Annotated in this window: 23 protein-coding genes, 1 tRNA gene, 2 pseudogenes and 1 riboswitch; of the genes and pseudogenes, 6 read left to right on the top strand and 20 right to left on the bottom strand. The window is 64.1% G+C overall.

Going from position 1 to position 24,278, the window contains the following annotated elements:
* Positions 1 to 13 precede the first annotated feature (13 nt).
* The 8 genes and pseudogenes from EL272_RS00125 to EL272_RS00095 all read right to left on the bottom strand — a co-directional run bounded on the left by EL272_RS00125 (position 14) and on the right by EL272_RS00095 (position 5,904).
* The gene (locus tag EL272_RS00125) at positions 14 to 808 is read right to left on the bottom strand and encodes an ABC transporter ATP-binding protein (protein WP_041696005.1); all 795 of its coding nucleotides are present in this window, start codon (positions 806 to 808) and stop codon (positions 14 to 16) included.
* Complete coding sequence (locus EL272_RS00120; protein WP_073970088.1) at positions 805 to 1,617, bottom strand: ATP-binding cassette domain-containing protein; 813 nt, start codon at positions 1,615 to 1,617, stop codon at positions 805 to 807. Before EL272_RS00120 ends, EL272_RS00125 begins: the two co-directional genes overlap by 4 nt.
* Positions 1,604 to 2,431: a nickel transporter permease gene (nikC, locus tag EL272_RS00115; protein WP_061788048.1), complete on the bottom strand. Its 828-nt coding sequence runs from the start codon at positions 2,429 to 2,431 to the stop codon at positions 1,604 to 1,606. The genes EL272_RS00120 and nikC overlap by 14 nt, the downstream gene beginning before the upstream one ends.
* Complete coding sequence (locus EL272_RS00110; protein WP_159424563.1) at positions 2,428 to 3,351, bottom strand: ABC transporter permease; 924 nt, start codon at positions 3,349 to 3,351, stop codon at positions 2,428 to 2,430. Before EL272_RS00110 ends, nikC begins: the two co-directional genes overlap by 4 nt.
* Positions 3,352 to 3,366: 15 nt before the next feature.
* On the bottom strand, positions 3,367 to 4,908 hold the full coding sequence (locus EL272_RS00105) for an ABC transporter substrate-binding protein (protein WP_061788050.1): 1,542 nt from the start codon (positions 4,906 to 4,908) through the stop codon (positions 3,367 to 3,369).
* A gap of 148 nt (positions 4,909 to 5,056) precedes the next feature.
* Positions 5,057 to 5,237, bottom strand: a riboswitch (cobalamin riboswitch).
* Positions 5,238 to 5,323: 86 nt separating this feature from the next.
* Entirely contained in the window at positions 5,324 to 5,545 is a 222-nt protein-coding gene (locus EL272_RS15575) for a DUF4190 domain-containing protein (protein WP_061788051.1), read from the bottom strand.
* A 72-nt stretch (positions 5,546 to 5,617) separates the two neighbouring features.
* Positions 5,618 to 5,680 (bottom strand): annotated as a pseudogene (locus tag EL272_RS15975) (zinc-ribbon domain-containing protein); the annotation flags it as partial.
* 150 nt (positions 5,681 to 5,830) lie between these two features.
* A tRNA-Ile gene (locus EL272_RS00095) sits at positions 5,831 to 5,904 on the bottom strand.
* A 134-nt stretch (positions 5,905 to 6,038) separates the two neighbouring features.
* Here EL272_RS00095 and EL272_RS00090 point away from each other — a divergent pair.
* Complete coding sequence (locus tag EL272_RS00090) at positions 6,039 to 6,401, top strand: ArsR/SmtB family transcription factor (RefSeq protein WP_255265832.1); 363 nt, start codon at positions 6,039 to 6,041, stop codon at positions 6,399 to 6,401.
* Positions 6,398 to 7,543, top strand: a complete 1,146-nt coding sequence (locus EL272_RS00085; RefSeq protein ID WP_061788052.1) for an MFS transporter — start codon at positions 6,398 to 6,400, stop codon at positions 7,541 to 7,543. The genes EL272_RS00090 and EL272_RS00085 overlap by 4 nt, the downstream gene beginning before the upstream one ends.
* Here the strand turns inward: EL272_RS00085 and EL272_RS00080 are convergent.
* The 3 genes and pseudogenes from EL272_RS00080 to gyrB all read right to left on the bottom strand — a co-directional run.
* Positions 7,524 to 8,477 carry a DUF3566 domain-containing protein gene (locus EL272_RS00080; protein ID WP_061788053.1) on the bottom strand — a complete coding sequence of 318 codons (954 nt, stop codon included), beginning with the start codon at positions 8,475 to 8,477 and terminating at the stop codon, positions 7,524 to 7,526. The two genes, EL272_RS00085 and EL272_RS00080, sit on opposite strands and share 20 nt — an antisense overlap.
* 40 nt (positions 8,478 to 8,517) lie before the next feature.
* Entirely contained in the window at positions 8,518 to 11,151 is a 2,634-nt protein-coding gene (gyrA, locus tag EL272_RS00075; protein WP_061788054.1) for a DNA gyrase subunit A, read from the bottom strand.
* A 32-nt stretch (positions 11,152 to 11,183) separates the two neighbouring features.
* A pseudogene (gene gyrB / locus EL272_RS00070) lies at positions 11,184 to 13,148 on the bottom strand (DNA topoisomerase (ATP-hydrolyzing) subunit B); the annotation flags it as partial.
* Positions 13,149 to 13,721: 573 nt separating this feature from the next.
* On the opposite strand from gyrB, the gene EL272_RS00065 reads away from it, so the two are divergent.
* Both EL272_RS00065 and EL272_RS00060 read left to right on the top strand, forming a co-directional pair.
* On the top strand, positions 13,722 to 14,480 hold the full coding sequence (locus EL272_RS00065; RefSeq protein WP_061788055.1) for a CPBP family intramembrane glutamic endopeptidase: 759 nt from the start codon (positions 13,722 to 13,724) through the stop codon (positions 14,478 to 14,480).
* Between the two features lie 55 nt (positions 14,481 to 14,535).
* Entirely contained in the window at positions 14,536 to 15,423 is an 888-nt protein-coding gene (locus EL272_RS00060; RefSeq protein WP_061788056.1) for a hypothetical protein, read from the top strand.
* A 34-nt stretch (positions 15,424 to 15,457) separates the two neighbouring features.
* Here the strand turns inward: EL272_RS00060 and EL272_RS00055 are convergent, their stop codons facing one another.
* The 4 genes from EL272_RS00055 to EL272_RS00040 all read right to left on the bottom strand — a co-directional run bounded on the left by EL272_RS00055 (position 15,458) and on the right by EL272_RS00040 (position 17,983).
* Positions 15,458 to 15,859: a type II toxin-antitoxin system VapC family toxin gene (locus EL272_RS00055; protein ID WP_061788057.1), complete on the bottom strand. Its 402-nt coding sequence runs from the start codon at positions 15,857 to 15,859 to the stop codon at positions 15,458 to 15,460.
* Positions 15,856 to 16,113, bottom strand: coding sequence for a type II toxin-antitoxin system VapB family antitoxin (locus EL272_RS00050; RefSeq protein WP_061788058.1), 258 nt, complete (start codon positions 16,111 to 16,113; stop codon positions 15,856 to 15,858). Before EL272_RS00050 ends, EL272_RS00055 begins: the two co-directional genes overlap by 4 nt.
* Before the next feature lie 179 nt (positions 16,114 to 16,292).
* Positions 16,293 to 17,078, bottom strand: coding sequence for an ABC transporter permease (locus EL272_RS00045; RefSeq protein ID WP_061788059.1), 786 nt, complete (start codon positions 17,076 to 17,078; stop codon positions 16,293 to 16,295).
* Positions 17,075 to 17,983: an ABC transporter ATP-binding protein gene (locus EL272_RS00040; protein WP_061788060.1), complete on the bottom strand. Its 909-nt coding sequence runs from the start codon at positions 17,981 to 17,983 to the stop codon at positions 17,075 to 17,077. Before EL272_RS00040 ends, EL272_RS00045 begins: the two co-directional genes overlap by 4 nt.
* A gap of 339 nt (positions 17,984 to 18,322) precedes the next feature.
* Here EL272_RS00040 and EL272_RS15970 point away from each other — a divergent pair, with 339 nt between their 5' ends.
* Both EL272_RS15970 and EL272_RS00030 read left to right on the top strand, forming a co-directional pair.
* Positions 18,323 to 18,670 (top strand): transposase family protein, encoded by a 348-nt coding sequence (locus EL272_RS15970; protein ID WP_369691795.1) that lies wholly within the window; start codon positions 18,323 to 18,325, stop codon positions 18,668 to 18,670.
* Positions 18,671 to 18,687: 17 nt separating this feature from the next.
* The gene (locus EL272_RS00030; RefSeq protein ID WP_061788061.1) at positions 18,688 to 19,107 is read left to right on the top strand and encodes a LuxR C-terminal-related transcriptional regulator; all 420 of its coding nucleotides are present in this window, start codon (positions 18,688 to 18,690) and stop codon (positions 19,105 to 19,107) included.
* Between the two features lie 34 nt (positions 19,108 to 19,141).
* On the opposite strand, the gene EL272_RS00025 is transcribed toward EL272_RS00030, so the two are convergent.
* The 5 genes from EL272_RS00025 to dnaA form a co-directional block, all read right to left on the bottom strand.
* Positions 19,142 to 19,693: a DciA family protein gene (locus EL272_RS00025; protein ID WP_061788062.1), complete on the bottom strand. Its 552-nt coding sequence runs from the start codon at positions 19,691 to 19,693 to the stop codon at positions 19,142 to 19,144.
* Positions 19,686 to 20,852, bottom strand: coding sequence for a DNA replication/repair protein RecF (gene recF / locus EL272_RS00020; protein WP_061788063.1), 1,167 nt, complete (start codon positions 20,850 to 20,852; stop codon positions 19,686 to 19,688). The genes EL272_RS00025 and recF overlap by 8 nt, the downstream gene beginning before the upstream one ends.
* 78 nt (positions 20,853 to 20,930) lie before the next feature.
* Positions 20,931 to 21,158, bottom strand: coding sequence for a hypothetical protein (locus tag EL272_RS00015; RefSeq protein WP_014845167.1), 228 nt, complete (start codon positions 21,156 to 21,158; stop codon positions 20,931 to 20,933).
* Positions 21,159 to 21,269: 111 nt separating this feature from the next.
* On the bottom strand, positions 21,270 to 22,430 hold the full coding sequence (dnaN, locus tag EL272_RS00010) for a DNA polymerase III subunit beta (RefSeq protein ID WP_061788064.1): 1,161 nt from the start codon (positions 22,428 to 22,430) through the stop codon (positions 21,270 to 21,272).
* 480 nt (positions 22,431 to 22,910) lie between these two features.
* Complete coding sequence (gene dnaA, locus EL272_RS00005; protein WP_051015097.1) at positions 22,911 to 24,245, bottom strand: chromosomal replication initiator protein DnaA; 1,335 nt, start codon at positions 24,243 to 24,245, stop codon at positions 22,911 to 22,913.
* Positions 24,246 to 24,278: the final 33 nt, after the last annotated feature.

Genomic DNA, 24,278 nt, shown 5'->3' with positions numbered 1-24,278 from the left:
GTCTCAATCAGTTTCAGCCCTCGAAAAGCTTGATGAGGTCCTTGGTGTACTGGTCGCGACCATCCTCGAAGAGTTCGTCGCGACCGAACCGGTCGACGATCTCGCCGCCGCGCAGCACGATGGAGCGTTCGCTCATGAACTGCACCGCGCTGAGATCGTGGGAGATGAACATCGACGACAGGCCGAGTTCCTCCTTCAACTCCTGCAGCAGGTTCAGCACCCGGGCCTGGATGGAGACGTCGAGGCTGGCCGTGGGTTCGTCGAAGATCAGGAGGGTCGGCTCCACGCTGATGGCCCGCGCGATCGCCACCCGCTGTTTCTCGCCCCCGCTGAGTTCGTGGGGTTTGCGGTCCAGGCAGGAGACGGGCAGACGCACCAGGTCGACGAGCTGTTCGGCGACCTTCCGTTGCGTCCCCGGCTGCACGAAACTGGGAGAGACGAATCCCCGGGTGCGCAGCGGCTCCAGGAGGGAGTCGTACATCGTCAGCCGCGAGTTGAACGAGCTCGCCGGGTTCTGGAACACCACCTGGAGGCGGCGACGGATGTCACGCAACCCCTTGCCGCGACGCTGGAGGAGGGGTTCTCCCTCCAACGTCGCCCGGCCTGCGGAGGCCGGTTCCAGAGTCAGCAGGCACTTGGCAAGCGTCGATTTGCCCGACCCGCTCTCCCCGACGACCCCGAGGCATTCACCCTTGTTGATCGTGAACGAAACCCCTTTGACGGCGTGGGTGCCGCCGGGATAGGTCTTGTGCAGGTCCTCGACCTCCAGGACAGGGGGAGCCCCGACCTGCTCGACGGATTCGCTCATGAGGCGGCTCCTTCCGTGAAGACGGGCAACCGGGACGGGATGTTGCGAAGCGGCGGGATGGCGGCGATCAGGTTGCGGGTGATCTGCTCCTTCGGGGACTCGAAGATCTCCTTCGTGGCGCCCCGTTCCTTGATCTCGCCGCCCTGCATGATCACCATCCGGTCGGCGAACCGGCTCAGCACCCGCAGGTTGTGGGTGATGAACAGCACCGCGCAGCCCTCCCGTTTCTGGATCTCCGCGATCTGGTCGAGCACCAGCGACGCGTTGACCGCGTCGAGGGCCGTGGTGGGTTCGTCGGCGATGATCAGTTTGGGTTTCAGCAGGATCGCGGCCGCGAGGGCGGCGCGCTGCAACTGCCCGCCGCTGACCTGGAACGGGTAGCGCTTCAGCAGTTCGGCGGGCAGCTGCAACTGCTCGAGGACCGCGGCGGCCCGTTTCCCCCGGCGCTTCTCGTCCCAGTCAGTGTGGCTGCGCATCACCTCGTCGAGCTGCCGTCCGATCCGGTAGTACGGCGAGAACGCCGCCTGGTAGTCCTGGAAGACGTAGGCGATGTCGTTGCCGCGCAGCTGCCGCATCTCCTCCTTCGAAACGGCCAGCAGGTCCTTGTCGCCGAAGCGCATGACCTTGGCGCGACGTCTCAGCCCGCGCGGCAGCAGGTTGGCGATGGAGAAGGCCGTCAGGGACTTGCCCGACCCGCTCTCCCCGACGACGGCCAGCCACTCGCCGGTCTCGATGCGCAGGTCGATGCCGTGCACCAGCTCCCTGGTGCGGGTCGTGACGCGCAGTTCGTCGATCCTAAGCAGCGACACCGGTCTCCTCCTTCCGTTCCCCGGAAATGGCGTAGAGACTCTGCAGCTGATCTCCGAGCCAGTTCGCGGCGCACACCACCAGGAAGATCGCCAGGCCGGGCGCCAGCATGAGGTGCGGGGCCTGGGTGAAGAACGTCTGGGCCTCGTTGAGCATGGCCCCCCACTCGGCGGAGGGAAGCTGCACACCCAACCCCAGGTAGGACAGCGATGCCACGAGCAGGATCACCTTGCCGATGTCCACCGTCGCCAGGGCCATGACTGGGCCGACGATGTGCGGCAGCAGGTGACGTCGCATGATCGAGAGGGTGGAGGCCCCGCTGATGGTGGAGACCATCAGGTAGTCCTTCGCTTTTTCCTGCATGACGACGCTCCTGGCCAGGCGGGTGTAACCCACCCACTTGATGATGAGGATGGCCAGCAGCAGGTTCCCGAATCCCTGGCCCATCAGGCCCGCAATGATCATGGCGACGATGTACTCCGGCAGGGCCAGGAAGATGTCGACGGCCCGCATCAGGGTCCAGTCGGTCCGCCCACCCAGGTATCCGGAAAGCAAACCAAGCGGAACCCCGATCAGGATGGAGATCCCCAGCGCCAGCGCGCTGAGCCCCACCGTGGTGAGCCCGCCGGTCAGGATGCGGGAGAACACGTCGCGGCCCAGGTCGTCGGTCCCGAACCAGTGGGCGGCACTCGGTCCCTGGAGCCTGTCGGCCGTCGCGGTCAGGTTGGGGTCCTGCGGCGCGATCCAGGGGCCGATGATCAGCAGCACCAGGAAGACCGCGACCGCGATCATGACGATTCGTTTTCCGGTGCTCATGCCTTCCTCCCCTTGAGTGCGATGGCGGGATCCAGCCAGCGGTAGGACAGGTCCACCAGCCCGTTGATGAGGAAGACCACGATGCCGATCAGCAGGATGAAGGCCTGGATCGTGGGGTAGTCACGTTTGGTCAGGGAGTCGAGCACCAGCATGCCGATGCCCTGGATGGCGAAGATCTTCTCCACCACCACTGTGCCCCCGAGGAGACCACCGAGGCTCATGCCCATGATGGTGACCAGGGGGATGAGGCTGGCCCGAAGCACGTGTTTTCCGAAGACCGTCGACTCGCGCAGGCCCCGCGAACGCGACGCCCGGACGAAGTCCGCCTCCTGCGCGTCGACGAGGCTGTTGCGGAACACCTTCACGTAGGGCGGCACGATGGCGATGGTCATGCAGATGATGGGCATCACCAGGCCACCGGGTCTCGTCGCCTGGGAGGGCAGCAACTTGAGGCCGATCGCGAACACGTTCAGCAGCAGCAGGCCCAGCCAGAAAGTCGGCATGGAGGAGGAGATCAGGGTGATTCCCTGGGCCAGGTGGTCCGGCCATTTCCCGACGTTGCGGGCAGCCAGGGTGCCCAGCAGGCCGGCGATGATGAAGGCGGCCACCAGGGACCACCCGGCCAGGATGAGCGTGCTGGGGAAAGCGTTGGCGATCCCCTCGATGACCGGTTTCCCGGTCATCGAGGAGGTGCCGAAGTTCAGCCTCAGCAGGTTCATCAGGTAGGCGGAGTACTGCTCCCAGATGGGCGCGTCCAGGCCGCGTTCCTTCCGGAGGGCCTCGATGTCACTCTGGGTGACCTCGATGGTGTCCATCCGCAGCAGCGAGCGGGTCTCGTCACCGGGCGCGAGCTTCACCACCAGGAAACTGACCACCGTCAGCAACAGGACGAAGACCGCGACCTCGACCAGTCTGATCAACCATTTCCTCATGGCTCAGGAGATGTCCAGGTCCTTGGTGATCATCTGGAACTCGAACTCGTTGCCGGGGGTCGCCCAGCCGGTCACGGTCTTCTTGCTGGCGCTGGTCTCGTAGGGGGCGGTGATGTAGGAGTTGTAGTACTTGGTGTCGATGTACTGGGCGATCTCCTTGGCCAGCGTGGTGCGGGCGGTGGTGTCGGCCTCGGTGTTGTACTTCTCCAGCTTGGCCAGCAGCTCGGGATCGGCGAGTTTGCCGTGGTTCTGGGCCGCTCCCTCACCGAAGGAGCTGTTGAGGAAGAAGGAACCGTCACCGCGGGTGATGGTCAGCAGCGAGTAGGTCGCGAGGTCCCAGTCGTTCTGCGGGAGGTACTCGTCGATGTTGTCGGCCTTGACGATCTGCATGTCGATGCCGATCTTGCGGGCCTGGTCCTGGACGACCTGCGCGATCTTCGGCAGTTCGGGGCGGGCGTCGTAGGTGACGAGTTTGAGGGTGAGCGGCTGGCCGTCGCGGGTCACCTTGCCGTCGCTGACCTGGAGTCCGGCGGCCTCGAAGTGTTTGAGGGCCTCCTCGGTGCTGAACGGGTGGGCCGCCACCTTCGGCGAGATCGGGTAGTCGCCGGGGAAGACGTCGTAGGCCACCTGGGCCTGGCCGCCCATGACATCCTTGACAATGGATTCACGATCCACCAGAGCGTCGATGCCCTTGCGGAACTCCTCGTTGCCCCAGAGCGCGGCATTGGAACCGGAGTAGTTGTAGAGCATGTGGTAGACGCGGGTGCCGGGCCTGCTGTCGACCTGGAGCGTGGAGTCGGCCTGGAGGGCGCTCAGGGAGTCCAGGGAGGGACGGTAGATGACGTCGGCGTCCCCGGCCTGGAGGGCCGACCTGCGGCCGTTGGCGTCGCTGTTGGCGGTCATGACCACGCGGTCGAGCTTCGCCTTGCCGTCGTAGTAGTTGTCGTTGCGCACCAGCACGGCCTCACCGTTGATGTCGAAGCTCTCGAACTTGAACGCGCCCGTCCCGATGGGGAACTTGGAATCCTTGGCGGAGGTGTCGACGATAACCGAGTTGTAGTGCACCAAGCTGGACGGCAGGGCCGGGTAGACGGTTTCGGTGACGATCTTCAGCGTGTACTGGTCCGTCGCCTCGATGGACTGTACCCGCAGCGCCTTCTTAATGCCGGGGTTGACGGCTATTGAGTTCTCGAGGCTGGCCTTGACCTTCTCAGCGGTCATCTCGGTGCCGTTGTGGAACTTGACACCCTTGCGGAGGGTGAAGGTCCAGTTCTGGGCATCGGTGGTCTCCCACTTCTCGGCCAGCCAGGGGCGGATCTGCAGGGTCTGGGGATCGACGCCCACGAGGGTCTCGACCGTTCCGGAGTTGAATATGAAGGCGGTCTCGTTCTGATGGGCGTCGGTGCTCTTGGCGGCGAGGACGGTGATGAGCCTCAGGGTCTTGCCCTCCGTGGACGCCTGGTTCGAGGGAAGACCACAGGCGCTGAACAGCAGGGTGACGGCGGTCAGTACCGCAGCCAGCCACGTGGCGGGTCGTTTGAGCATTGTCGGGTGCAGCCTTTCATTGGGTAGCGGCGTTGGGTGGTGCTCAGGTTGTTCGACGGTGCTGCCACGATTGCTCCATCACGATGATTCCGCGAGATGCGTAGGGCGCACCCGGGACATCGCCGCTCCGAAGCTTGACCGCGAAGCTCGTCGACGTCGCGAACCGGCTGTCTTCGGACTCAGGATCGCCCTTCCCCGGCACCTTCCCGGGATTTCTCCCAGTGGCCTGCTGCCGGTCTCGTCACCTTCACCGCTGCGCGTCAGTCCCGGATTTTCACCGGGTTCCGTGGCGAGTGAGACCACTCACCACCAGTTCGCAGGCTGAGCGTAACATGAGATTGATACATACCTCTACTATAACGAGAATCGATATCGATTTAGTTGCGCCACTGGCCATTGCCGGTTGCGATCTTCTTCACCTCATCATGCTGGCCAAGGTCAGGAACCCCAGTATCAACCGCAGCAACGACAGGAACCCCAGAACTATCCCGAGGGTCGCGAGACCGCGACCACCCGCTCCGGTTTCATCAGCGCTCGACCTGCCCTTGACCCCGCACACGATCGCGATGACACCGGTGACGCCAAACAACGGGAACAGGAGGGCGATGACCCCCGCGATGGCGCTGCCCACACACATCGAGTCAGTTCCCGCTTGCCGGGGCGGGTAGGGGTTGCTGTCACTGTGGCTCGATCTCCAGGACGTGCTGCTCCCGCACTCGGAGCAGAACTTACTGCTCGATGAGATTTGTTCGCCACATTCCTTGCAGTACATGGGATTTCCTCGGATCAGATTTCCTCGGCAACTTCGCCGGGAAGCGTTCTTGAAAGAGGTTAACAGAGGCCCCGCTCATGGGTGTGGGATCGGAGTCAGGTGGCGCGGAAATGTTTCAAGACTCCCAGAACTCGGGTTTCCGGCATCGTGTGGGCCTAGCTGGACTTGAACCAGCGACCTCATCCTTATCAGGGATGCGCTCTAACCGCCTGAGCTATAGGCCCGTCGTCAACGACGCTGAACTTTACAACACCCGTCGTTGACCTGACAAGTCGCCCGTCTGTCCCTGTCGACCGGGAGCAACGACCGGCATCGGGGGCGCTCGATCAAGTTGTGCAGTGATTCCTGCACGATTATCATGCAGGAATCACTGCACAATCTATTGGAGAACCACGTGACCCCTCGCATTTACCAACACCCGGACACTGAGGAGATCAGCTTGCCCCGCGTGCTGGCGGCACTGAGTGACCCCACCCGGCTGGAGATGATCCGCCGGCTCGCCGACGGCCAAGAACACGACAGCCTCGAACTCGCGGACAATCTCCCGAGATCGACACTGACCTACCACACGCGGATACTGCGCGAGGCGGGAGTCACATGGTCCCGGAACGTGGGTCGAAGCTGCCTGATCGCACTGCGGAGAGAAGACCTGGATGCACGTTTCCCAGGAGTGATACCAGCCGTTGTCGAGAACATCTCAACCCCTCCAGGGCAGTCATGATCGGCAAGCTGTGGCCCTTTGCCCTGGGAAGCGTCGCCCTGGGACTGGATGCATACGTCATCGCCGGTCTTCTCCCAGCCATCGCCGGGTCGTTGAAGGCCAGCGAATCGAGCGTCGGACTGGGAGTCGCCGCCTTCACCGGAAGCTACGCCATCGCGGGTCCGATCCTCGCGGGTCGAGCCGGACAACGGTCCAAGCAGAGCCTGACGATAGCCTTGGCGGTCTTCATGTTGGCGAACGTCGGCACAGCTGTGGCGCCCAGCATCGTGACATTCCTTGCGGCGCGGGCCATCGCAGGCGCGGCCGCCGGTGTTTACTCACCGCTGTCCTCAGCCGTGGCCGCAGGAATCGTCGAACCCGGCCGGCAAGGACGTGCTCTCTCGCTCGTACTGTCCGGGCTGGCCGTGGGAACCGTGTTCGGTGTTCCAACCGGGTTGATCATCGCCGCTCGTTGGGGATGGCGTGCCACCATCACGCTCATCGCCGTCATAGGTGGAACAGCCCTGCTCGGCATGGGGCTCAAAGGCGGTGAGTTGCCGTCCGTTCCGGCATCCGGCCCTGCCGAACGGTGGCGCTCAATCGCCCGCAGGGGAAACCTCCTGACCATCACGGTGACTCTGCTGACGGCAGTGGCATCACTCGGTCTGTACACCTATCTGACGGTGGTGCTCGGCGAATCCGACCTCGTGGGGAATCAGACGGTCGCAATCTGGGTCTGGGGCATCGGCGGCGCCATCGGAGCGTTGAGCATCGGTCCCTTGATCGACAGGAAGAACCCATTGCACACCAGCTTGGTGATCCTGGCTGTCCTGACCGTCGCGCTGTTCGGCATGACCGCCGATCACACCACATGGCTGATGTTGGCGAGCCTGTTTATCTGGGGTCTGTGCGGTTGGGCCTCGGTGGCACCGCAACAGCACATCCTGCTCGCCGCCAACCCGAGCGACGGGGCAACAGCCGTGGCGGCCAACGCTTCAGCCAACTACCTGGGGGCAGCCATGGGATCGGTTCTCGGATCGGGTCTGATTGCTCTCCGGGTATCGCCACACCTGCTCCCAGTGGCCGCTTGCGCCGTTGCGCTGACCGCTTTCCTGGGGCAGCTGGCACGGACGCAGATGACCCCTAGTCCTCCGCGAGGGTGACCTCCAGTCCACCGATGACGGCCGCCGCCAAGTTGTACAGGAAGGCGAGCAGCGTCGATACCGCGGTGATGATGACGACATCCAAGGCCGCCAGGACCGCGGCGAATCCGATGACCCGTCCGGCATTGATGTAGTCCTCGACGTTGAACTGGCTTCCGGAGTCACCGAGCAGCTGGGTCATGGTCGAGTTGATGGACTGGAGTGCTCCGGAACCCGCAACGATGGCCCACAGCACGGCGACGATGACCACCAGCATGATCCCGAAGGCTATGGAGAACAGGAATGTGGTCTTCATCACCGACCAGGGGTCTACGCGGGAGATGCGCAGCCTGGCCTTGCGGGTGCGGCGGGCCTCCCCGACCTTCGACAGCGTTCCCTCGGGTTTGTGGGACTTGTCCTTGGTGGTTTTACCCGGCTTGCCGGCGGTGGGGGTGGCCGCCCAGGGGGTGGCCTTGGCGGTGTCTCCCGCCACTTTGGCCGCCCCTGCGGCGGCCGCTCCAGCGGTGGCGCCGGCTGCCTTCTGGGCGCCCGCCGGTTTCCCGGGTTGGGTTCCGGGAAGGGCGGCCCTGACCTGCTGCGGCATCGGACGTGGGGTCCTCTGGTTGGGCTGGTTTGGCTGTTTGGGCTGGTTTGGCTGCTTGGGGTTCGCGGCACCCGGTCTCTTTTCACCAACCGGACCGGGAAGAGCCTGGGGGGCGGCCTTGGCCCCGACCGCAGGTTTCTTGCCGCCCTGCTGGGGTTTCTCGGGCTGGGAAGGTTTCCCGCCGGCCCGGTTCACCTGCTTGGTGTTCCTTCCCGGCACCGCAAGCGCCTGACCTGGTTGGTTCTTCGCCGCAGCGTCGAGACGCGGGGTTGAGGAACCGCCCTCTCCCGCACCCGTCGTGGCGGGCTTCCCACCTTCGGTCTCCGGCAGCGACTTGGGTCCGAAACTCACACCCGGCTTCCCATCCGCCCCAGGCCAATGGGGAGTCTTGTCACTCATCGCCGTTTCCCTCCTCGGCCTCCTCGGCCGTCTCGACTGCTGTCTGGTTCACCGTACCCGGTTCCGCAGTCGTTTCCGCATCCGTATCGGGGAGTTCCGCGGCGGCCTCCGGGTAGAGGGCGATCGCCGCCACGGCGTCGTCACCCCTGACACCGACGAATTTGACTCCCATGGTGTCGCGCCCCTTGACGGGAACATCGGCGACGGCCGAACGGACGACCTGCCCCGATTGTTTGATCGAGATCACCTCGTCGCCGTCGCCCACGATCAATCCACCGACCAGGGATCCGCGGCCGTCGGACAGGCGCATCGCCTTGATTCCGAGGCCGCCGCGGCCCTGCTGACGGTACTCGCCGACGGTGGTGCGTTTCGCGAAACCCCCGTCGGTGACGGTGAACACGAACCGGCCGTCGAGGTCGTCGTCACCGCCCAGCACCGCCATGGACAGCAGCTCGTCGCCGTCCCGGAACCGCATCCCGGTCACCCCGGAGGTGGCGCGGCCCATGGGACGCAGCTGGTCGTCGGAGGCCTGGAAACGGATGGCCTGGCCCTTGCGGGAGATCAGCAGCACGTCGTCGATGGACGAGCACAGCGACGCCCCGATCAGCTCGTCACCCTCCTCACGGAAGTTGATGGCGATCACACCCGCCTGGCGTGGCGAGTCGTAGGAGCTGAGCGCGGTCTTCTTGACGAAACCTCTGCGGGTGGCCAGCAGCAGGTAGGGGGCATCGTCGTAGGAACGCAGGGTCAGCACCTGCGCGATGTGCTCGTCCGGCAAGAAACTGAGCAGCCCGGCGACGTGCCCGCCCTTCGCGTCGCGGCCCGCCTCGGGCAGCTGCCAAACCTTCGCCCGGTACACCCGACCCAGGTTGGTGAAGAACAACAGCCATTCGTGGTTGGTGGCCTTGAACAGGTGCGCCACCTCGTCGTCGGCACGCAGGGTGGCGCCGCGAACTCCCTTGCCGCCGCGTTTCTGCACCCGGTACTGGTCGGCTCGGGTGCGTTTGGCGTAGCCGCCGTGGGTGATGGTGACCACGACGTCCTCGTCGGCGATGAAGTCCTCCTCGGAGAAGTCCCCGTCGGCCGCGACGATGCGGGTGCGCCGCTCGTCGCCGTACTTGTCGGTGATCTCCTGCAGCTCGGCGCCGATGATGGCGCGCTGGCGTTCGTCGGAGGCAAGAATGTCCTTGAGGTCGGCGATGAGCCTTTCGATCTCGGCCAGCCGGTCGATGATCTTCTGGATCTCCATCGACGCCAGCCGCCGCAGCTGCTGGTCGAGGATGAAACGGGCCTGGAGTTCGTCGATGTCGAGGAGCTCCTGGAGGCCCCGCGAGGCCTCCTCGGCGGTGCGGGAGGCCCGGATCAGCGCGATGACCTCGTCGAGCATGTTGAGGGCCTTGACCAGGCCGCGATCCAGGTGGGCGCGTTTCTCGGCGTCGGCGAGCTGGAAGGCGGTGCGGCGGCGGATGACCTCGATCTGGTGTTTGACCCACTGCGCGATGAACTGGTCGAGCCGCAGGGTGCGGGGCACGTCGTCGACGAGCGCCAGCATGTTGCAGCCGAAGGTGTCCTGCAGCGCGGTGTGCTTGTACAGGTTGTTCATCACGACCCGCGGCTGGGCGTCGCGTTTCAGCACGATCACCAGGCGCAGGCCGGTGCGGGCGGAGGTGTCGTCGCGGATGTCGGAGATGCCGGTGAGGCGTCCCGAGTTCACCAGCTCCGCGATCTTGGTCGCCAGGTTGTCGGGGTTGCACATGTAAGGCAGCTGCGTGATCGCGATGCGCTGGCGCCCGGAGGAGTCCTCCTCCAGCTCCATGACGGCCCGCATGATCACCGATCCGCGTCCCGTGCGGTAGGCGTCCTCGATGCCGCGCCGCCCGACGATCAGCCCGCCGCCGGGGAAGTCGGGACCCTGGATGCGAGCCATCGCTGCCTCGAGGAGTTCCTCCCTGGTGGCCTCGGGGTGGGTCAGCGCCCACTGGACGGCGTCGTTGACCTCGCGCAGGTTGTGGGTGGGAATGTTGGTGGCCATGCCCACCGCGATGCCCGTGGATCCGTTGACGAGGAGGTTCGGGAACCGTGACGGCAGCACCGTCGGTTCGGAGTCGCGGTTGTCGTAGTTGGGTTTGAAGTCGACGGTGTCCTGTTCGATGTCACGGACCATCTCGACGGCCAGCGGAGCCATCTTGCACTCGGTGTAGCGCATCGCGGCGGCCTTGTCGTTGCCCTGGGAACCGAAGTTGCCCTGCCCGGCGACGAGGGGATACCGCATCGCCCACGGCTGCGCCAGGCGCACCAGGGCGTCGTAGATGGCGCTGTCGCCGTGGGGGTGGTAGAGGCCCATCACCTCACCGACCACGCGGGAACACTTGTTCCAGCCGCGGTCGGGGCGGTATCCGCCGTCCCACATGGCGTACAGGACGCGGCGGTGCACGGGTTTCAGGCCGTCGCGCACGTCCGGGAGGGCGCGCCCGACGATCACGGACATGGCGTAGTCGAGGTAGGACTTCTGGATCTCCACCTGGAGATCGACGGGGGTGGTGTGCCCCTGCATCATGGAGAGGCCCTGCGCCTCGGCCTCGAGCTGTTCGTCGACGCCCTCGGGGCGTTCGGTCTCGTCAGCCACTTGGTAACTCCTTAGCCTTCGGGTCGCGGGGATCAGATGTCCAGGAACCGGACGTCGCGGGCGTTGTGCTGGATGAAGCTGCGCCGCTGCTCGACGTCCTCGCCCATCAGGATGGAGAACATCTGGTCGGCCATGGCGGCGTCCTGCAGGTTGACCTGCAGCAGGATGCGTTTGGCCGGGTCCATGGTGGTCTCCCACAGGTCGTCGGCGTTCATCTCACCGAGACCCTTGTAGCGCTGGATCGGGTTGACGTTGGGCAGTTTCTTGCCGTCGGCCAGCCCGGCGTCACGCATCGCGTCGCGTTCCTCGTCGCTGTAGGCCAGTTCGTGGGGGGCGTTGGTCCAGCGCAGCCGGAACAGCGGCGGCTGGGCCAGGTAGACGTGCCCGGCGTCGATGAGGGGCCGCATGAACCGGAACAGCAGCGTCAGCAGGAGGGTGCGGATGTGGGCGCCGTCGACGTCGGCGTCGGCCATCAGCACGATCTTGTGGTAGCGCAGCTTGTCGAGGTCGAAGTCCTCCTGGATGCCGGTGCCGAGGGCGTTGATGATCGCCTCGACCTCCTTGTTGGCGAGGATCTTGTCCAGGCGGGCCTTCTCGACGTTGAGGATCTTGCCGCGGATCGGGAGGATGGCCTGCGTCTTCGGGTCGCGCCCGCCGCGCGCCGAACCGCCCGCGGAGTCACCCTCGACGATGAACACCTCGCAGTCTCCGGGGTTGCGGGACTGGCAGTCGACGAGCTTGCCGGGCAAACCGCCGCCGCCAAGGAGACCCTTGCGGTTACGGGCCATGTCGCGGGCCTTGCGGGCGGCGATCCGGGCGAGTGCGGCCGCCTGCGACTTGCGGATGATGTCCTTGCCCTCGGCGGGGTTGCGTTCGAACCAGTCGCCCAACCGGTCGTTGAGGACCTTCTGCACGAACGACTTGGCCTCAGTGTTGCCGAGTTTGGTCTTGGTCTGACCCTCGAACTGTGGTTCGGCGAGCTTGATGGAGATGATGGCGGTCAGGCCCTCGCGGATGTCGTCACCGGAGACCCGGTCCTCCTTCTTCTTCACCAGACCCCAGGTCTCGCCCCAGCGGTTCACGGTGTTGGTCAGGGCCGCGCGGAACCCCTCCTCGTGGGTGCCGCCCTCGTGGGTGTTGATGGTGTTGGCGAAGGTGTGCACCGAGCTGGCGTAGGAGGCGTTCCACTGCATCGCGATCTCCAGGCTCATGCCCTGGGCATCGTCGTGGGACTCGACGTCGATGACGCTGGGGTGGATGGGATCCTTCGACTGCGACAGGTAGCGCACGTAGTCGATCAGGCCATGTTCGAAACGGAACGAGTCGTGGCGCTGCTCCTCCTCGGAGTCCTCACCCTCCCGGTCGACGGTGCGCAGGTCGGTGAGGGTGAGCCTGAGCCCCTTGTTGAGGAAGGCCATCTCGCGGAACCGCGTGGCGAGGGTCTCGTAGTTGAAGACGGTGGTCTCGAAGATTTCCGGGCTGGGGTAGAAGGTGACGGTGGTGCCGGTGTCCTCGGTTTCCTCCAGTTCCTGGAGGTCGTAGCGGGGCACACCCAACTCGAAGGTCTGCACGTAGCGGTGGCCGTCGCGGGAGACCTCGACGGTGAACTCCTTCGACAACGCATTGACCACCGAAGACCCGACGCCGTGGAGGCCGCCGGAAACCTTGTAGCCGCCGTCGCCGAACTTTCCGCCGGCGTGGAGGACGGTGAGCACCAAGGTCACCGTCGGGATTTTCTCCACGGGGTGCTCCTTGACGGGAATGCCGCGGCCGTTGTCGGCGACGCGCACGCCGCCGTTGTCGAGCAGGGCGACATCGATCTGGTCGCAGTAACCGGCCAGGGCCTCGTCGACGGCGTTGTCCACGATTTCGTAGACCAAGTGGTGCAGGCCGCGTTCACCGGTGGACCCGATGTACATGCCGGGGCGTTTGCGAACCGCCTCCAGGCCCTCCAGTACCGAAATCTGCTCCGCGTCGTAGGCCGCGTCGGTGTGTGTGCTGCCGGACTGCCCGGCCTCGTCCTGGGGTTCCAACTCGCTGGCCTGCTCTTCTGTCACGCGGTGCTCCCATTCCATGAAACAGCCGCCGGGTGAACCGACGGCGTGTACAACCTTGGCAAGTCTACCTCGAAACCTACGTGACACGCTCCCTGAACACCCCGCCATCCGGCCAGAATCCGCTCTCTGACCTCCCGCCAGGGGTGAGGATGACTCGGGGTACAGCCCCAGGGGCGTCCAGAGCTCGTGAGGCGTTTCCCAGATCCGCGACACGGAACTCTGACACCCCGGTCCCAAGGTGGGTCCACCGAAGTCTCAGGAGTCCGCACCCTTTGTGGTGGACCGCCCATCCACCGCGCGCCCGCTACTGGTCACACTCCATTGAGCCCGGCCCCCTCGGCCAGAAGCATCGGGCCCCGGTCGAGTACGTCCATGGCCATGCAAGCGACCACCCACGTTTCACCACAACCCAAGACACCGTTCCGGAGGAAGTCTGAACTCATGATGACGTCTCCGAAATTCATCACCGAGATTAATTTCAAACACCTCGGACAACCCATTACACTGTAGATCATGGCCACGGAAGATGTATTCACCGCCCAACGGGCAAAACCGTTCTACTTGGTGATCATCCGGATGATCACCATGATTGCGTTGGCAATCACAACTTGCTTTACACTCGGACTAACCGGCATCAGCGGAAATTTTCCACCGCTTGACATGCTCTATTTTCCATTTGTCAATATCATCTGCGCCGTTGTCATACTGCGCACATTCCGTCAACGCAGAACATCCGTGTGGAGATACCTTGGTTTTGAAAAAACCCGCCTCGGAAAAGATATAGCTTGGGGGTTCCTATGGTTGATCGTCACTTACATTCCGCTGTTCGTCGTCCTGATGGGGTCGATGTATCTCATGTTCGGGTCGGACATGTTCCAGCATTTCGAACAGGTATTCGCAAAATCCAGTCCGCAGCTTCCCGCTGGGGTGCTGGCGGTGATGAGCGTGCTCGGGGCAGTGGTCTTCCTCGTCAACGCACCGATCGAGGAGATAGTCTACCGTGGCTGGCTCCAAGACGGCTTGACCGAACGTCATGGCATCACGGTCGCCATCGTGGTTCAGGGACTTGCCTTCGGCCTGCAGCACACCATGTTCGCCGCCGATGGGCGTGGCATGATCATCCACGGCTTCGCGTTCTTTGCGTGGGGTGTCACAGCAGGCGTCATCGTTCACAAGCAGCAGCGATTGGCGCCGATGGTGATCGCCCACTGGATCGTCAACATTGCTCTTGGGGTGGGGCCAATGCTGGTGCTCGGATTCACGGGTGTGTAGGAGGCACAACCCTTTAACATGGACGTGCGCGCCCCACCGACCCGAGGAGCACCGGATGATCCGCAATTTCTTCGCAGGCATTCTTCTGCTGGCCGCCACGCTGTGCGCGCTAGCGGGATCGGTCCTGCAATGGACGAACCACACGGCCACCTCGCCGGAATCGACCCAGCAGCTGGTTCAGGCGATTGCCAGGGACGAGGCCGTCAAGGGGGCCGTAACGGACCTGCTCCGCAGCTCAATCGAGCAGCGGATCCCGGAGTCGGTGAACCAGATTCCAGGTCTACGCACGAAACTCAAGGAGACCATCGGCACGGGGGTCAGCACAGCGATGTCCAGCCCCGAGGTCCAGTCGGCCTGGGAGTCGACGCTGAACGACAGCCGCGAGACCCTGCTGAAGGACCTCACCGAGTACGGCTCCGGCAGGACCAGGACCCCACCGTCGGTCAAGGTCAACCTCGACCCGCTCATCTCCCGGACATGGCAGGCCATTCGCTCGAACGCGGACCCTGAGATCTCCACCTACATGGACCAGTTCGAAACGCCGACCGGTGTCCAGGCCAAGGTGGCCGACGTCCCGGCTCAGCAGGCTGACCAGGCAAGCCAGATCCTGGCCCTTGCTTCGTACTGGTGGCTGTTCCACGTGGCGGCCGGGCTGCTGCTGATCGGGGGATTGCTGCTGGGGACGAGGATCGGCCGTTGGGTGCTGCTGGCGGTGTTCGCGGCGGCCGGGCTGGGCGCGGTGGCGCTGATACGCGGCCTGGGCGAGTTCGTCACCTTCCCCAACTCCGGCAACCAATTGGTCTGGACCATTGAAACCCAGATCACACGCCAGCTGAGTTCGTCGCTGTCGTCCTGGCTCGATCCGCTCTGGTACGGCTACCTGGGCCTGATGATCGTCGGCCTGGTGGTCGCCGTCGCAAAGGGCGTGCGCAAACCCGCTTGATCCAAGGGAATTGGCGCTTCAAACCGGAGTCGGCTCAGCCGTCGAGGTCCACCTGCTGCACGTCGGTGTGGGCGAAGTCATCACCGACGAACAGCAATGGCTCGTCGAGTTCGATTGCCAGAGCGTAGGAGAAACAGTCGCCCATGTTCAATCGCGCCGACGACCCGGAGCCCGGGCCGTAACGCCGGTGCGCCTGCCGCGCACGCCGGGCCTGAACCGCTGAAAGAGGAACAAGAACGATTCCCAAGCCGTCAATCATGGCATCGAGTCTGCGCTGATTCGCCTCGGACAGCCGACGATCAGCAACCACCCCCAGCTCGACCCATGTGACAGCGGACATGTGGAGTTTGTCCTCAGCTCTCAGGACACGGCCGATCTTCTGGTGTCCTGGTTCCTGCAGGATCAAGGCGATCAGCGCCGACGAGTCCACGATCATCGCGGCAATCCGTCCTCATCGTAGATTTCCTGGTCCACGTTTCGGAGGGCTTCGCGTTCCTCATCGGTCATGCTGTCATGGATTTCCCCAGCAAGTTCCATGATCCTTTCGAACCGAGCCTGTCGGAGCTGTTCCTCCTGATTGAGCAGTTCCAACAGCGCCCGTTCAATGACATCGACCTGTGTGGTCTCGAACCGGTCGGCCGCCCGCCGAGCAAGTTCACAGACCCGTTTGTTCTTGATGTTGAGCGCCATGAACGAATTTTACACCCGCACATTGGAGTCATTACACCCGATGGTTTCGCGTGAAACGACCTTCACCCGTAGGTGTCCGCTACTCAGCCTTGGATCGAGCAGCAACGGTTTCCAGGGCACTGCCAATCAGCTACGGATCGCTGTTTGTCTCCTGGCTCAGTCCGCTCTCGACTCGGTGCTCAGCGCCGGTTGAAGCGCATGTGACGCCGCGCCAGGTAGGCGAACAACACCAGCCACACGGTCAATGCGGCCAGAGGCTGCCCGGCTTGGATCCACGACTGGAGGAAAGTGGTGCTCTGGTTGGTCAGCGGGTCCGTCCCCGAGCTGAGAGTCAGAAGATGGTTGACGGCGATTAATGGGCTCCACCTGGATATGGTCGGTACCGGTTCAGGAAACAACTGGAGCGGAATGATGAGGCCTGAGAGGAAGTAGAAAAACAAAAACCCGGGCAACGCCCCGTACTGGGCCGATTCGACGGTTCGGCAGAACGACGACGTGAAAGCGGCACACGCCGCGAACAGGGCGAGAGACAACAGCAGGGCCAGCATCAGGAGCAGGGGATTTGCGACGGGCCATGTCCTCGCAATCAGCCCGGCCAGGAGCAGCCCACAGAGCACTTGGAGCAACAACACAGCAGCACTGGGCACGGTGGTGGCCACCACGGTTTCCCATCGGGTTGCTTCTCCGGTGTCCATACGTTGGAAGACACCGTCCTCTCGACGTGCCACGAAGATGGCCGTCAAGTTGAAATACACGACCAGCAGCAGACTCGTGTTCACCACCAGCTGAAGGACCATTGTGGGTATGAAGACGTTGTTCTCCTCCCGCAGGATCACGGGGCTGCTGGCAAGCACCAGCAGGGGAGTGAACAGGAGCGCGGTGAGCGCAATGGAGCGATTCCGCACATAGAGGCTCGTCTCGGCCTTGGAAATGGCCCATGTGCGACGGAGAACTGTTGCGATCATGAGTGGCTCCTCGATGTGATGTGAAGGAAGGCCGATTCCAGGGACGCCGCCCGGGCGTTGAGCCCATCCAGGTGAATGTCGCGGCTGTCAGCCAGAGCCAGCAACTCGCGCAGTGTGGCGTGGAGGTCCGTGCTCAGCACGCGGGTGATCCCCCGATCACGACTGACCGGGTACACCACGTGCGAGAGTCTTTCGAACTCGCCGTCGCTGACCTCGACGTCCCTGAAGGTGATCTCACAGGGATGCCGGGCCACGATGTCAGCGACTGAACCCTCGGTCAGGATGCGTCCCCTGTCCATGATGAGGATGCGGTCCGCGAGTTCCTCGGCTTCCTCCATGTAATGGGTGGTGAGCAACACGGTCGATCCCTCATCGAGCATGCGCCTGACCAATTCCCATGTGTACTGGCGGACCGCAGGATCGAGCCCGGTGGTGGGCTCATCCATGAACAACAGTTCGGGACGCCCGAGGGTCGCCATCGCCAGGTCCAGGCGGCGTCGTTCCCCTCCGGACAGGCTCCCCACCCGGATGTCGGCACGACCCTCAAGGCCACACATGGCCAAGGAGTCCGCCACGGGACGAGGAGATGTCAGGGTTCCGGCCCACATGACCAAGGTCTCCCGCACGGTGAGGTCCTTGGCGAACCCCGCCTCCTGGAGCATGATGCCCGTGCGTTGGCGAATGGCGGCTCGATCCGCTACTGGATCGACCCCAAAGACCCGGACACGACCATCGTTGGAACGCGTGCTCCCCTGGAGCACCTCCAGCAACGAGGTCTTGCCGGCACCGTTCGACCCCAGCAACGCGACCAGCTCACCCTGTGCGACATGAAACGACACCCCGTCCACGGCCGTGAACTTGCCGTAGGTGCGAGTCACGTTGTCAGCGACGACGACCTTCTTCATGCCTGCTCCCAATCCAGTAAACAGTTCCAGCCACTATGGCACGTCATGCAGGAATTTTCTCATGCACATCCCCCAAAGTTGATGCACTCCAGTTCGCCTGCACCACAGAGGCTTATTCATAGGGTGTTTTGGTTTTCCTCAGCTAATGCTTTGTCCTGAGGGGGATGTGAGGGCGGCTTGCCCGATCTGAGATAATTCAAGGTGTAGAAACAAAAACCTCAGATGAAAGACAAGCCGCCGCCGTGAACACTACCACAAACCTTGACCGCGACCAGATCCTCAACCTGTGCGAACTGATCCACACCGCCTGCTCCGGAAACCTTCCCGTAGCAGGGTCCCGTGTCCTGGGGTTGTTCCGCTGTATCCAGATCCATTTTGTTGACGCTCAGACACAACCTCACCCAAGAGTTACTGGCCGACATCCACACGGTTTCCCAATCCACCATCTCACGAGTGGTGGCGGTCTACACCCCCTTGATCGCCGAAGCCCTCCAAGCCTGGGTGCCTGATGTGGGGGACCTCGAGTCGGACCGCCAGTACATCATCGATGGCACCCTTATTGAACGTGTCATTGCGAACCTCAAGACCTGGCGTGTTCTCCACACCGATTACCGCCGCCCTACAACACCTTCGAAACCACAATACAAGCCGTCACCGGACTCATCTTCGCCTACACCCCATGAATAAGCCTCAATGACATCGGTATGAACAGTCGCGTCATCGCGCTGACCTCACTGGAGGATGATGCCACCCTCCACGATGCCCTGCGCACGGGAGTGGTGGGGTTCCTGCTCAAGACCAGCACCCGCGGCGAGATCATGCACACCATCCAACAGGTCCACCTGGGTGAGGCCATGCTGTCGCCCAAGCTCATCACTCGCGTCCTCTCGCACTACGAGCGTGGACACCGTCCTTCCAAGCAGATCCGAGAGCTTTCGGAGAAGGACCTGTCCCTGCTCCGGTTGATCACCCAGGGCCTGAGCAACGATGAAATCGCTGAGGAGATGAAGTTCACCTCTGCGACGGTGAAAAGTTATGTCTCTCGCCTACTCAGTCGCCTGGATGTCCGGGATTGGGCTCAACTGGTCATCCTCGCTTACCAGAACGGCGTGGTCGGCGACTGACCGTTACACCCGATGGTTTCACGTGAAACGACCCTCACCCGTAGGTATCCCGGGGGCCGCGGCCCCGGATCGAGCGGCGACCCCGTTTCCAGTTCGGAGCGTGGGGGCCCAGCACCTCGATACGCAGGACCGAGCGCTCGCCGAGGGCATGGTTCAGTTTCGCGACCAGGGGACCGGCGTTGTACCTCATGGCGGAGGCCCAGGCGGTGGAGTCGCACTGGACGATGAGCACCCCGTCGCGGAACTCGACGGGGCAGGAGTGTTCGGCGTTCATGGCGCCGACGAGCCCCGGCCAGTCGCGCAACACTATTGCGAGGGAGATCTGGCGCTGCCAGCCCCGGCGTTTCGCGACGGATTCCAGGACGCTGCCGATCAGCTGCGGGTCGCGGTCGTCGGGATGGGCCCCGGAACGCTGTTCTCCGGCCCAGTGACGGCGTTTTGGAGCCTTCGGGGGCGGCGGTGCGGCCTCGGGCAGCAGCAGTGAGGTGCGGGCCGTCTGGTGGGCGATCTCGGCCGCCAGCTCCAGTCCGGTCGGATCGTGGGGTTCCTCGCCCGGGAGGTCGTCGCCGAGGGGTGGTTCAGTCATCCGTCGCCCCCGGTTCCTCAGCGGGTTCGACCGCCCCGCCCTGCACCCTGAACCGCCGCGCGGACGGGAAGTCGGGGACGTCAGCGCCGACGGCGGCGGTGATGAGCACCTGTTCGGCGTCGGCGACCACCCCCGCGAGGCGTTCGCGACGGGTCTCATCCAGCTCGGAGAACACGTCGTCGAGCACCAGGACGGGTTCGATGCCGTCGGCACGCACCAGGGCGAATCCTCCCAGTTTCAGGGCAAGCGCCAGCGACCACGACTCGCCGTGCGAGGCGTATCCCTTGGCCGGCAGATCGCCGATGGACAGGGTGATGTCGTCGCGCTGCGGGCCGACGAGGGTCACCCCTCGCGTTACCTCCTCACGGCGACGCTCAGCCATGGCCTCGAGCAGCCGCGCCTCGAGGGTCTCGCGGACCGCGTCGACGGGAATGCCCGCCAGGTCCAGGGAGGTTTTGTACTGCGCCGAGATCCGGTTGTTCACCGGCGCTATGGTCTCGTAGGCCCCGGCGGCGTGCGGGAGGACGTCGGCCAGGGTGTCGAGACGCGCGTGCAGCAACTCTGCACCGATTCGCGCCAGGGCGTCGTTCCAGGCCTGCAGGGTGGCGTCCTCCTCGGGTGCGGCCTGCCGCAGCGACCTCCCGGACATCGCCTTCAGCAGCGAGTTGCGCTGCCTGAGGATCTTGTCCAGATCCGCCCGCACCCCGGCCATGCGCGGCCAGCGGGTGGTGACGAGGGTGTCCAGCCAGGCCCGCCGGTCTGACGGGTCGCCGCGCACGATGGCCAGGTCCGTGGGTGAGAATACGACGGTGCGCAGCGCGCCGACGAGGTCGCGGGGCCGTGGCAGGGGAGCGCGGTTCAGGCGGGCGACGTTGCTGCGGCCGTTGGTCACCTCGAGTTCTAGGGTGATGAGGCGTTCGTCGTCACGGGAGGCCTGTACCCGGCCACGCAGGATCGCGGACTCGGCGCCGGCGCGGATCAGGGGGGCCGTCGACGAGACGCGGTGGGAGGACATCGTCGAGAGGTACTCGACGGCCTCGACCAGGTTCGTCTTGCCCTGCCCGTTCGACCCGACGAAGACATTGACGCCGGCGACGAGATCCAGCTCGGCGGCGGCGTAGTTGCGGAAGTCGGTGACCGACAGGTGGGTGACGAACATCGGGTCCGATTTTATTCACGCGGGGACGTGGAAACGGGAGGGAACCCGCGGCTCCCTCCCGTCGATTCGGTCATTGGTTCACTGGGGCGGCTGCTGGCCCTGCGGCGGCTGGGGCTGTTGTCCCTTCTGCTGGTTGCCCTGCACGAAACCGAGCGCCATGAGGACGAGCCCAATGACGCCAAGGATGATGCCGAACCAGGGTTGGGCTCCCTCGACCGCCGAAAGCAGTCTGAACTGCATGCCAAAAGCCGGGAGGATCAACGACCCGAAACCCAGGATGGCCAAGAGGGCTCCAATGGAGGTCATAGGTCTTTCCTTTCATGTGACTGAAATCAAACCTAGGGGATCCAACAGTCAACCGCCACAGAAATCCTGTCAGTCGCATGTCCACCGGCTTCACCGGCCGGAGCTGGCCGTTCAGCTCGGCAGGCGCATGAGCATGATGACGTGGCGGTAGTCGAACAGCTGGTCGCCGTCGATCGTCGCCAAACCCGTGATGAGGCAGGGTTTGCCGGGCGCGGTGAAGGAGAAGTGCGCGTAGGGCGCGTCGAGGGCGCCGAGAGCGTCGAGCAGGTAGTGCGGGTTGAAGCCCGCGGCCTCGATGGATTTCTCCTCGCCGACCACGCCGACCTGCGCCTCGATCGCCTCCGATGCGTGGGCCTGGTCGCCGGTGGCGGCCTCGAGGGAGATGTGGTCGTCTTCGATGAGCATGCGCAGTGGGGTGTTGCGTTCCGCAACGAGCGAGACGCGTTTCACCGCGGCCAGCAGATCGGCGGTGGGAACCCGCACCGTGACGGTGCCGACGACATCCATCAGGTGCCGCACCTTCGGGAAGGCCTGGTTCAGCAGGCGGGTGGTGGCCTCGCGGCGGCTCTTCGCCCCCTCGCCGGTGAACCCGACCAGCCCCTCACCCTCCGATTCGGTGGTGGAAAGCGAGACCGTGACGGTCTTGCCGGAGGTCAGGGACTTGGCCGTGTCCGCCAGAACCCGGCCCGGCACCAGCACCGCGCCTTCGATGTCGGGGGAGGACGGCTGCCAGGTGAGTTCCTTGAGCGCCATCCGGTAGCGGTCGGTGGCCAGCAGCGACAGCCGGTCGCCGTTGATCTCCACCCGCACGCCCGTGAACACGTTGAGCAGCTCGTCGCGGCCCGCGGCGATCACGACCTGGCTGACGGACTTCTCGAAGACGGAGGCGTCGACGAGACCGGTCTGGGTGGGCATCTCGGGCAGGGTGGGGTATTCCTCGACGGGCAGGGTCTGGAGACTGAACCGCGCGGACCCGCAGATCAGTTCCACCTGGGTGTGGTCGGAGACCATTTCGACTGGTTTGTTGGGCAGGGAGCGCGCGATCTCGTTCAGTAGTCGCCCCGAGACCAGCACCGTGCCCTCGTCGGTGACCTCGGCGGGCATGGTCACCTGGGCGGAGGTGGTGGAGTCGAAGCTGGAGAGCGTCACCTCGTCTCCGGAGGCGTTCATCAGCAACCCGGCGAGGATCGGGGCCGTGGGACGATTCGGCAAGCTGCGGGCCACCCAGGCAACGGCATCAGCCAGTGCGTCGCGCTCCACTCGAATCTTCACATCGTCCCCTTAAGTAGTAGTACCGGCAGCCACCACGGCGCGGTATCTCGTCAGCATACCGGTAACGGCCCTGATCGACGCGGGTTTTGGGCGCCCGAGTCCTCGCACTCTCCCGTCAGCCGTTTGGCTCGGCGCGGCTTCCGAGTCTTCCACGTTTCCACCGCACGTGACTTTTAAGAACTTTCCGTAATTACATCTTAGTACTGGTAGTAGCACCTGTGGAAGTTGTGGAAAACCGCCAAAACTCCTTGTCAGAGCGGGTTTGGGGGTGTGGATGGGCTGTGGAGAAAACCAGAACTACACGGGGAGGATTTGTGGATTCCTCAGCGCCCGTCGCACTGTCCACCGCGGTTTCCACCAAGAATCCACAGATCTGTGGACAACTTTCCACAGGTCGCGAGCACCCCTCTTCGAAGCTGGTTGAGCCAGCACGCGAGGCTCACGCGAAGGGCTGAGTCGAAACCACCAGTGGTCGCGGTCTCAGCTCTGCTTGATGCGGTTGGTGAGTTCGGTCACCTGGTCGAAGAGTTGGCGGTCCTCGCCCATCTTCGTGTCAATCTTCTTCACCGAGTGCATGACGGTGGTGTGGTCGCGACCTCCGAAGCGGGATCCGATCTTCGGCAGCGACAGGTCGGTGAGTTCCCGGCACAGATACATGGCGATCTGGCGGGCCCGGGCCAGGGCGGCGACGCGGCTGGCTCCGGTCAGCTCGTCGGCGGATATCCCGAAGTAGGCGCAGGTGGCGGTGATGATGGAGTCGGCGTCGACGTGGATGTCGTTGCCCTCCGGCATCAGGTCACGCAGCACCCGTTCGGTCAGTTCGAGGGTGATCTCCTGCTGGTTGAGGCTCGCGAGGGCGGCGACGCGGGTCAGGGCGCCCTCCAGTTCGCGGATGTTGGTGGTGATGTGCGACGCGATGTGCTCCAGCACCTCCGTGCCGGCGGTCAGCCGCTGCGATGCCGCCTTCTTGCGGAGGATGGCGATGCGGGTTTCCAGGTCGGGGGGTTGGATGTCGGTCATCAGGCCCCACTCGAACCTGGACCTGAGCCTCGGTTCGAGTGCCTCAAGCAGCCTCGGGGGCCGGTCGGAGGACATCACGATCTGTTTCTGCGCGTTGTGGAGGGTGTTGAAGGTGTGGAAGAACTCCTCCTGGGTCTGGATCTTCGACTCCAGGAACTGGATGTCGTCGACCAGCAGCACGTCCACGTCGCGGTAGGCGCGCCGGAACTCGGCGGTCCGGTTGTCGGAGATGGCGTTGATGAAGTCGTTGGTGAGTTCCTCGGTGGAGACGTAGCGCACCCGCAGGTTCTCGTAGTAGCTGCGCACGTAGTGCCCGATGGCGTGGAGGAGGTGGGTTTTCCCCAGCCCGGAGGGGCCGTAGATCATAAGCGGGTTGTACGACTTGCCGGGCTGTTCCGCGACGGCGGCCGCTGCGGCGTGCGCGAACCGGTTCGAGGAACCCGCGACGAAGGATTCGAAGGTGTAACGCGGGTTCAGTTTCAGGTCCGAGTTGGGGTTCGCGGAACGGTGGTGCCGGATCTTCTCGTCTATGAGGGGCAGGGGCGGCGCGATCTCCAGGTCCGGGGTCTCGACTTGTAACGACGGGTCGATCACGAAGGCCAGGTAGGTCCTGGTTCCCGTCACCGTGCTGAGTTTCGTCTCGATCTCGGTGCGCAGCTTGGTTTCGATGCGTTCCCGGGTGGTCTCGTCGGAGACCGCAAGCATCACGGTGTTGCTGTGCATGGCTATGGGTTTGGTGCGGCGCAGCCAGGCCCTGGAGGAGATGGGGACGTCGCTGACGATCCGCTCCCACATGGCGTCCAGTTCGGGCACGGCGGGTACGGACAC

The sequence above is a fragment of the Arachnia propionica genome, assembly GCF_900637725.1.
In the GTDB taxonomy this organism is placed as follows: domain Bacteria; phylum Actinomycetota; class Actinomycetes; order Propionibacteriales; family Propionibacteriaceae; genus Arachnia; species Arachnia propionica.
Note: the sequence above shows the minus strand (reverse complement) of the source record. Positions and strands in the feature narration are given on the sequence as shown.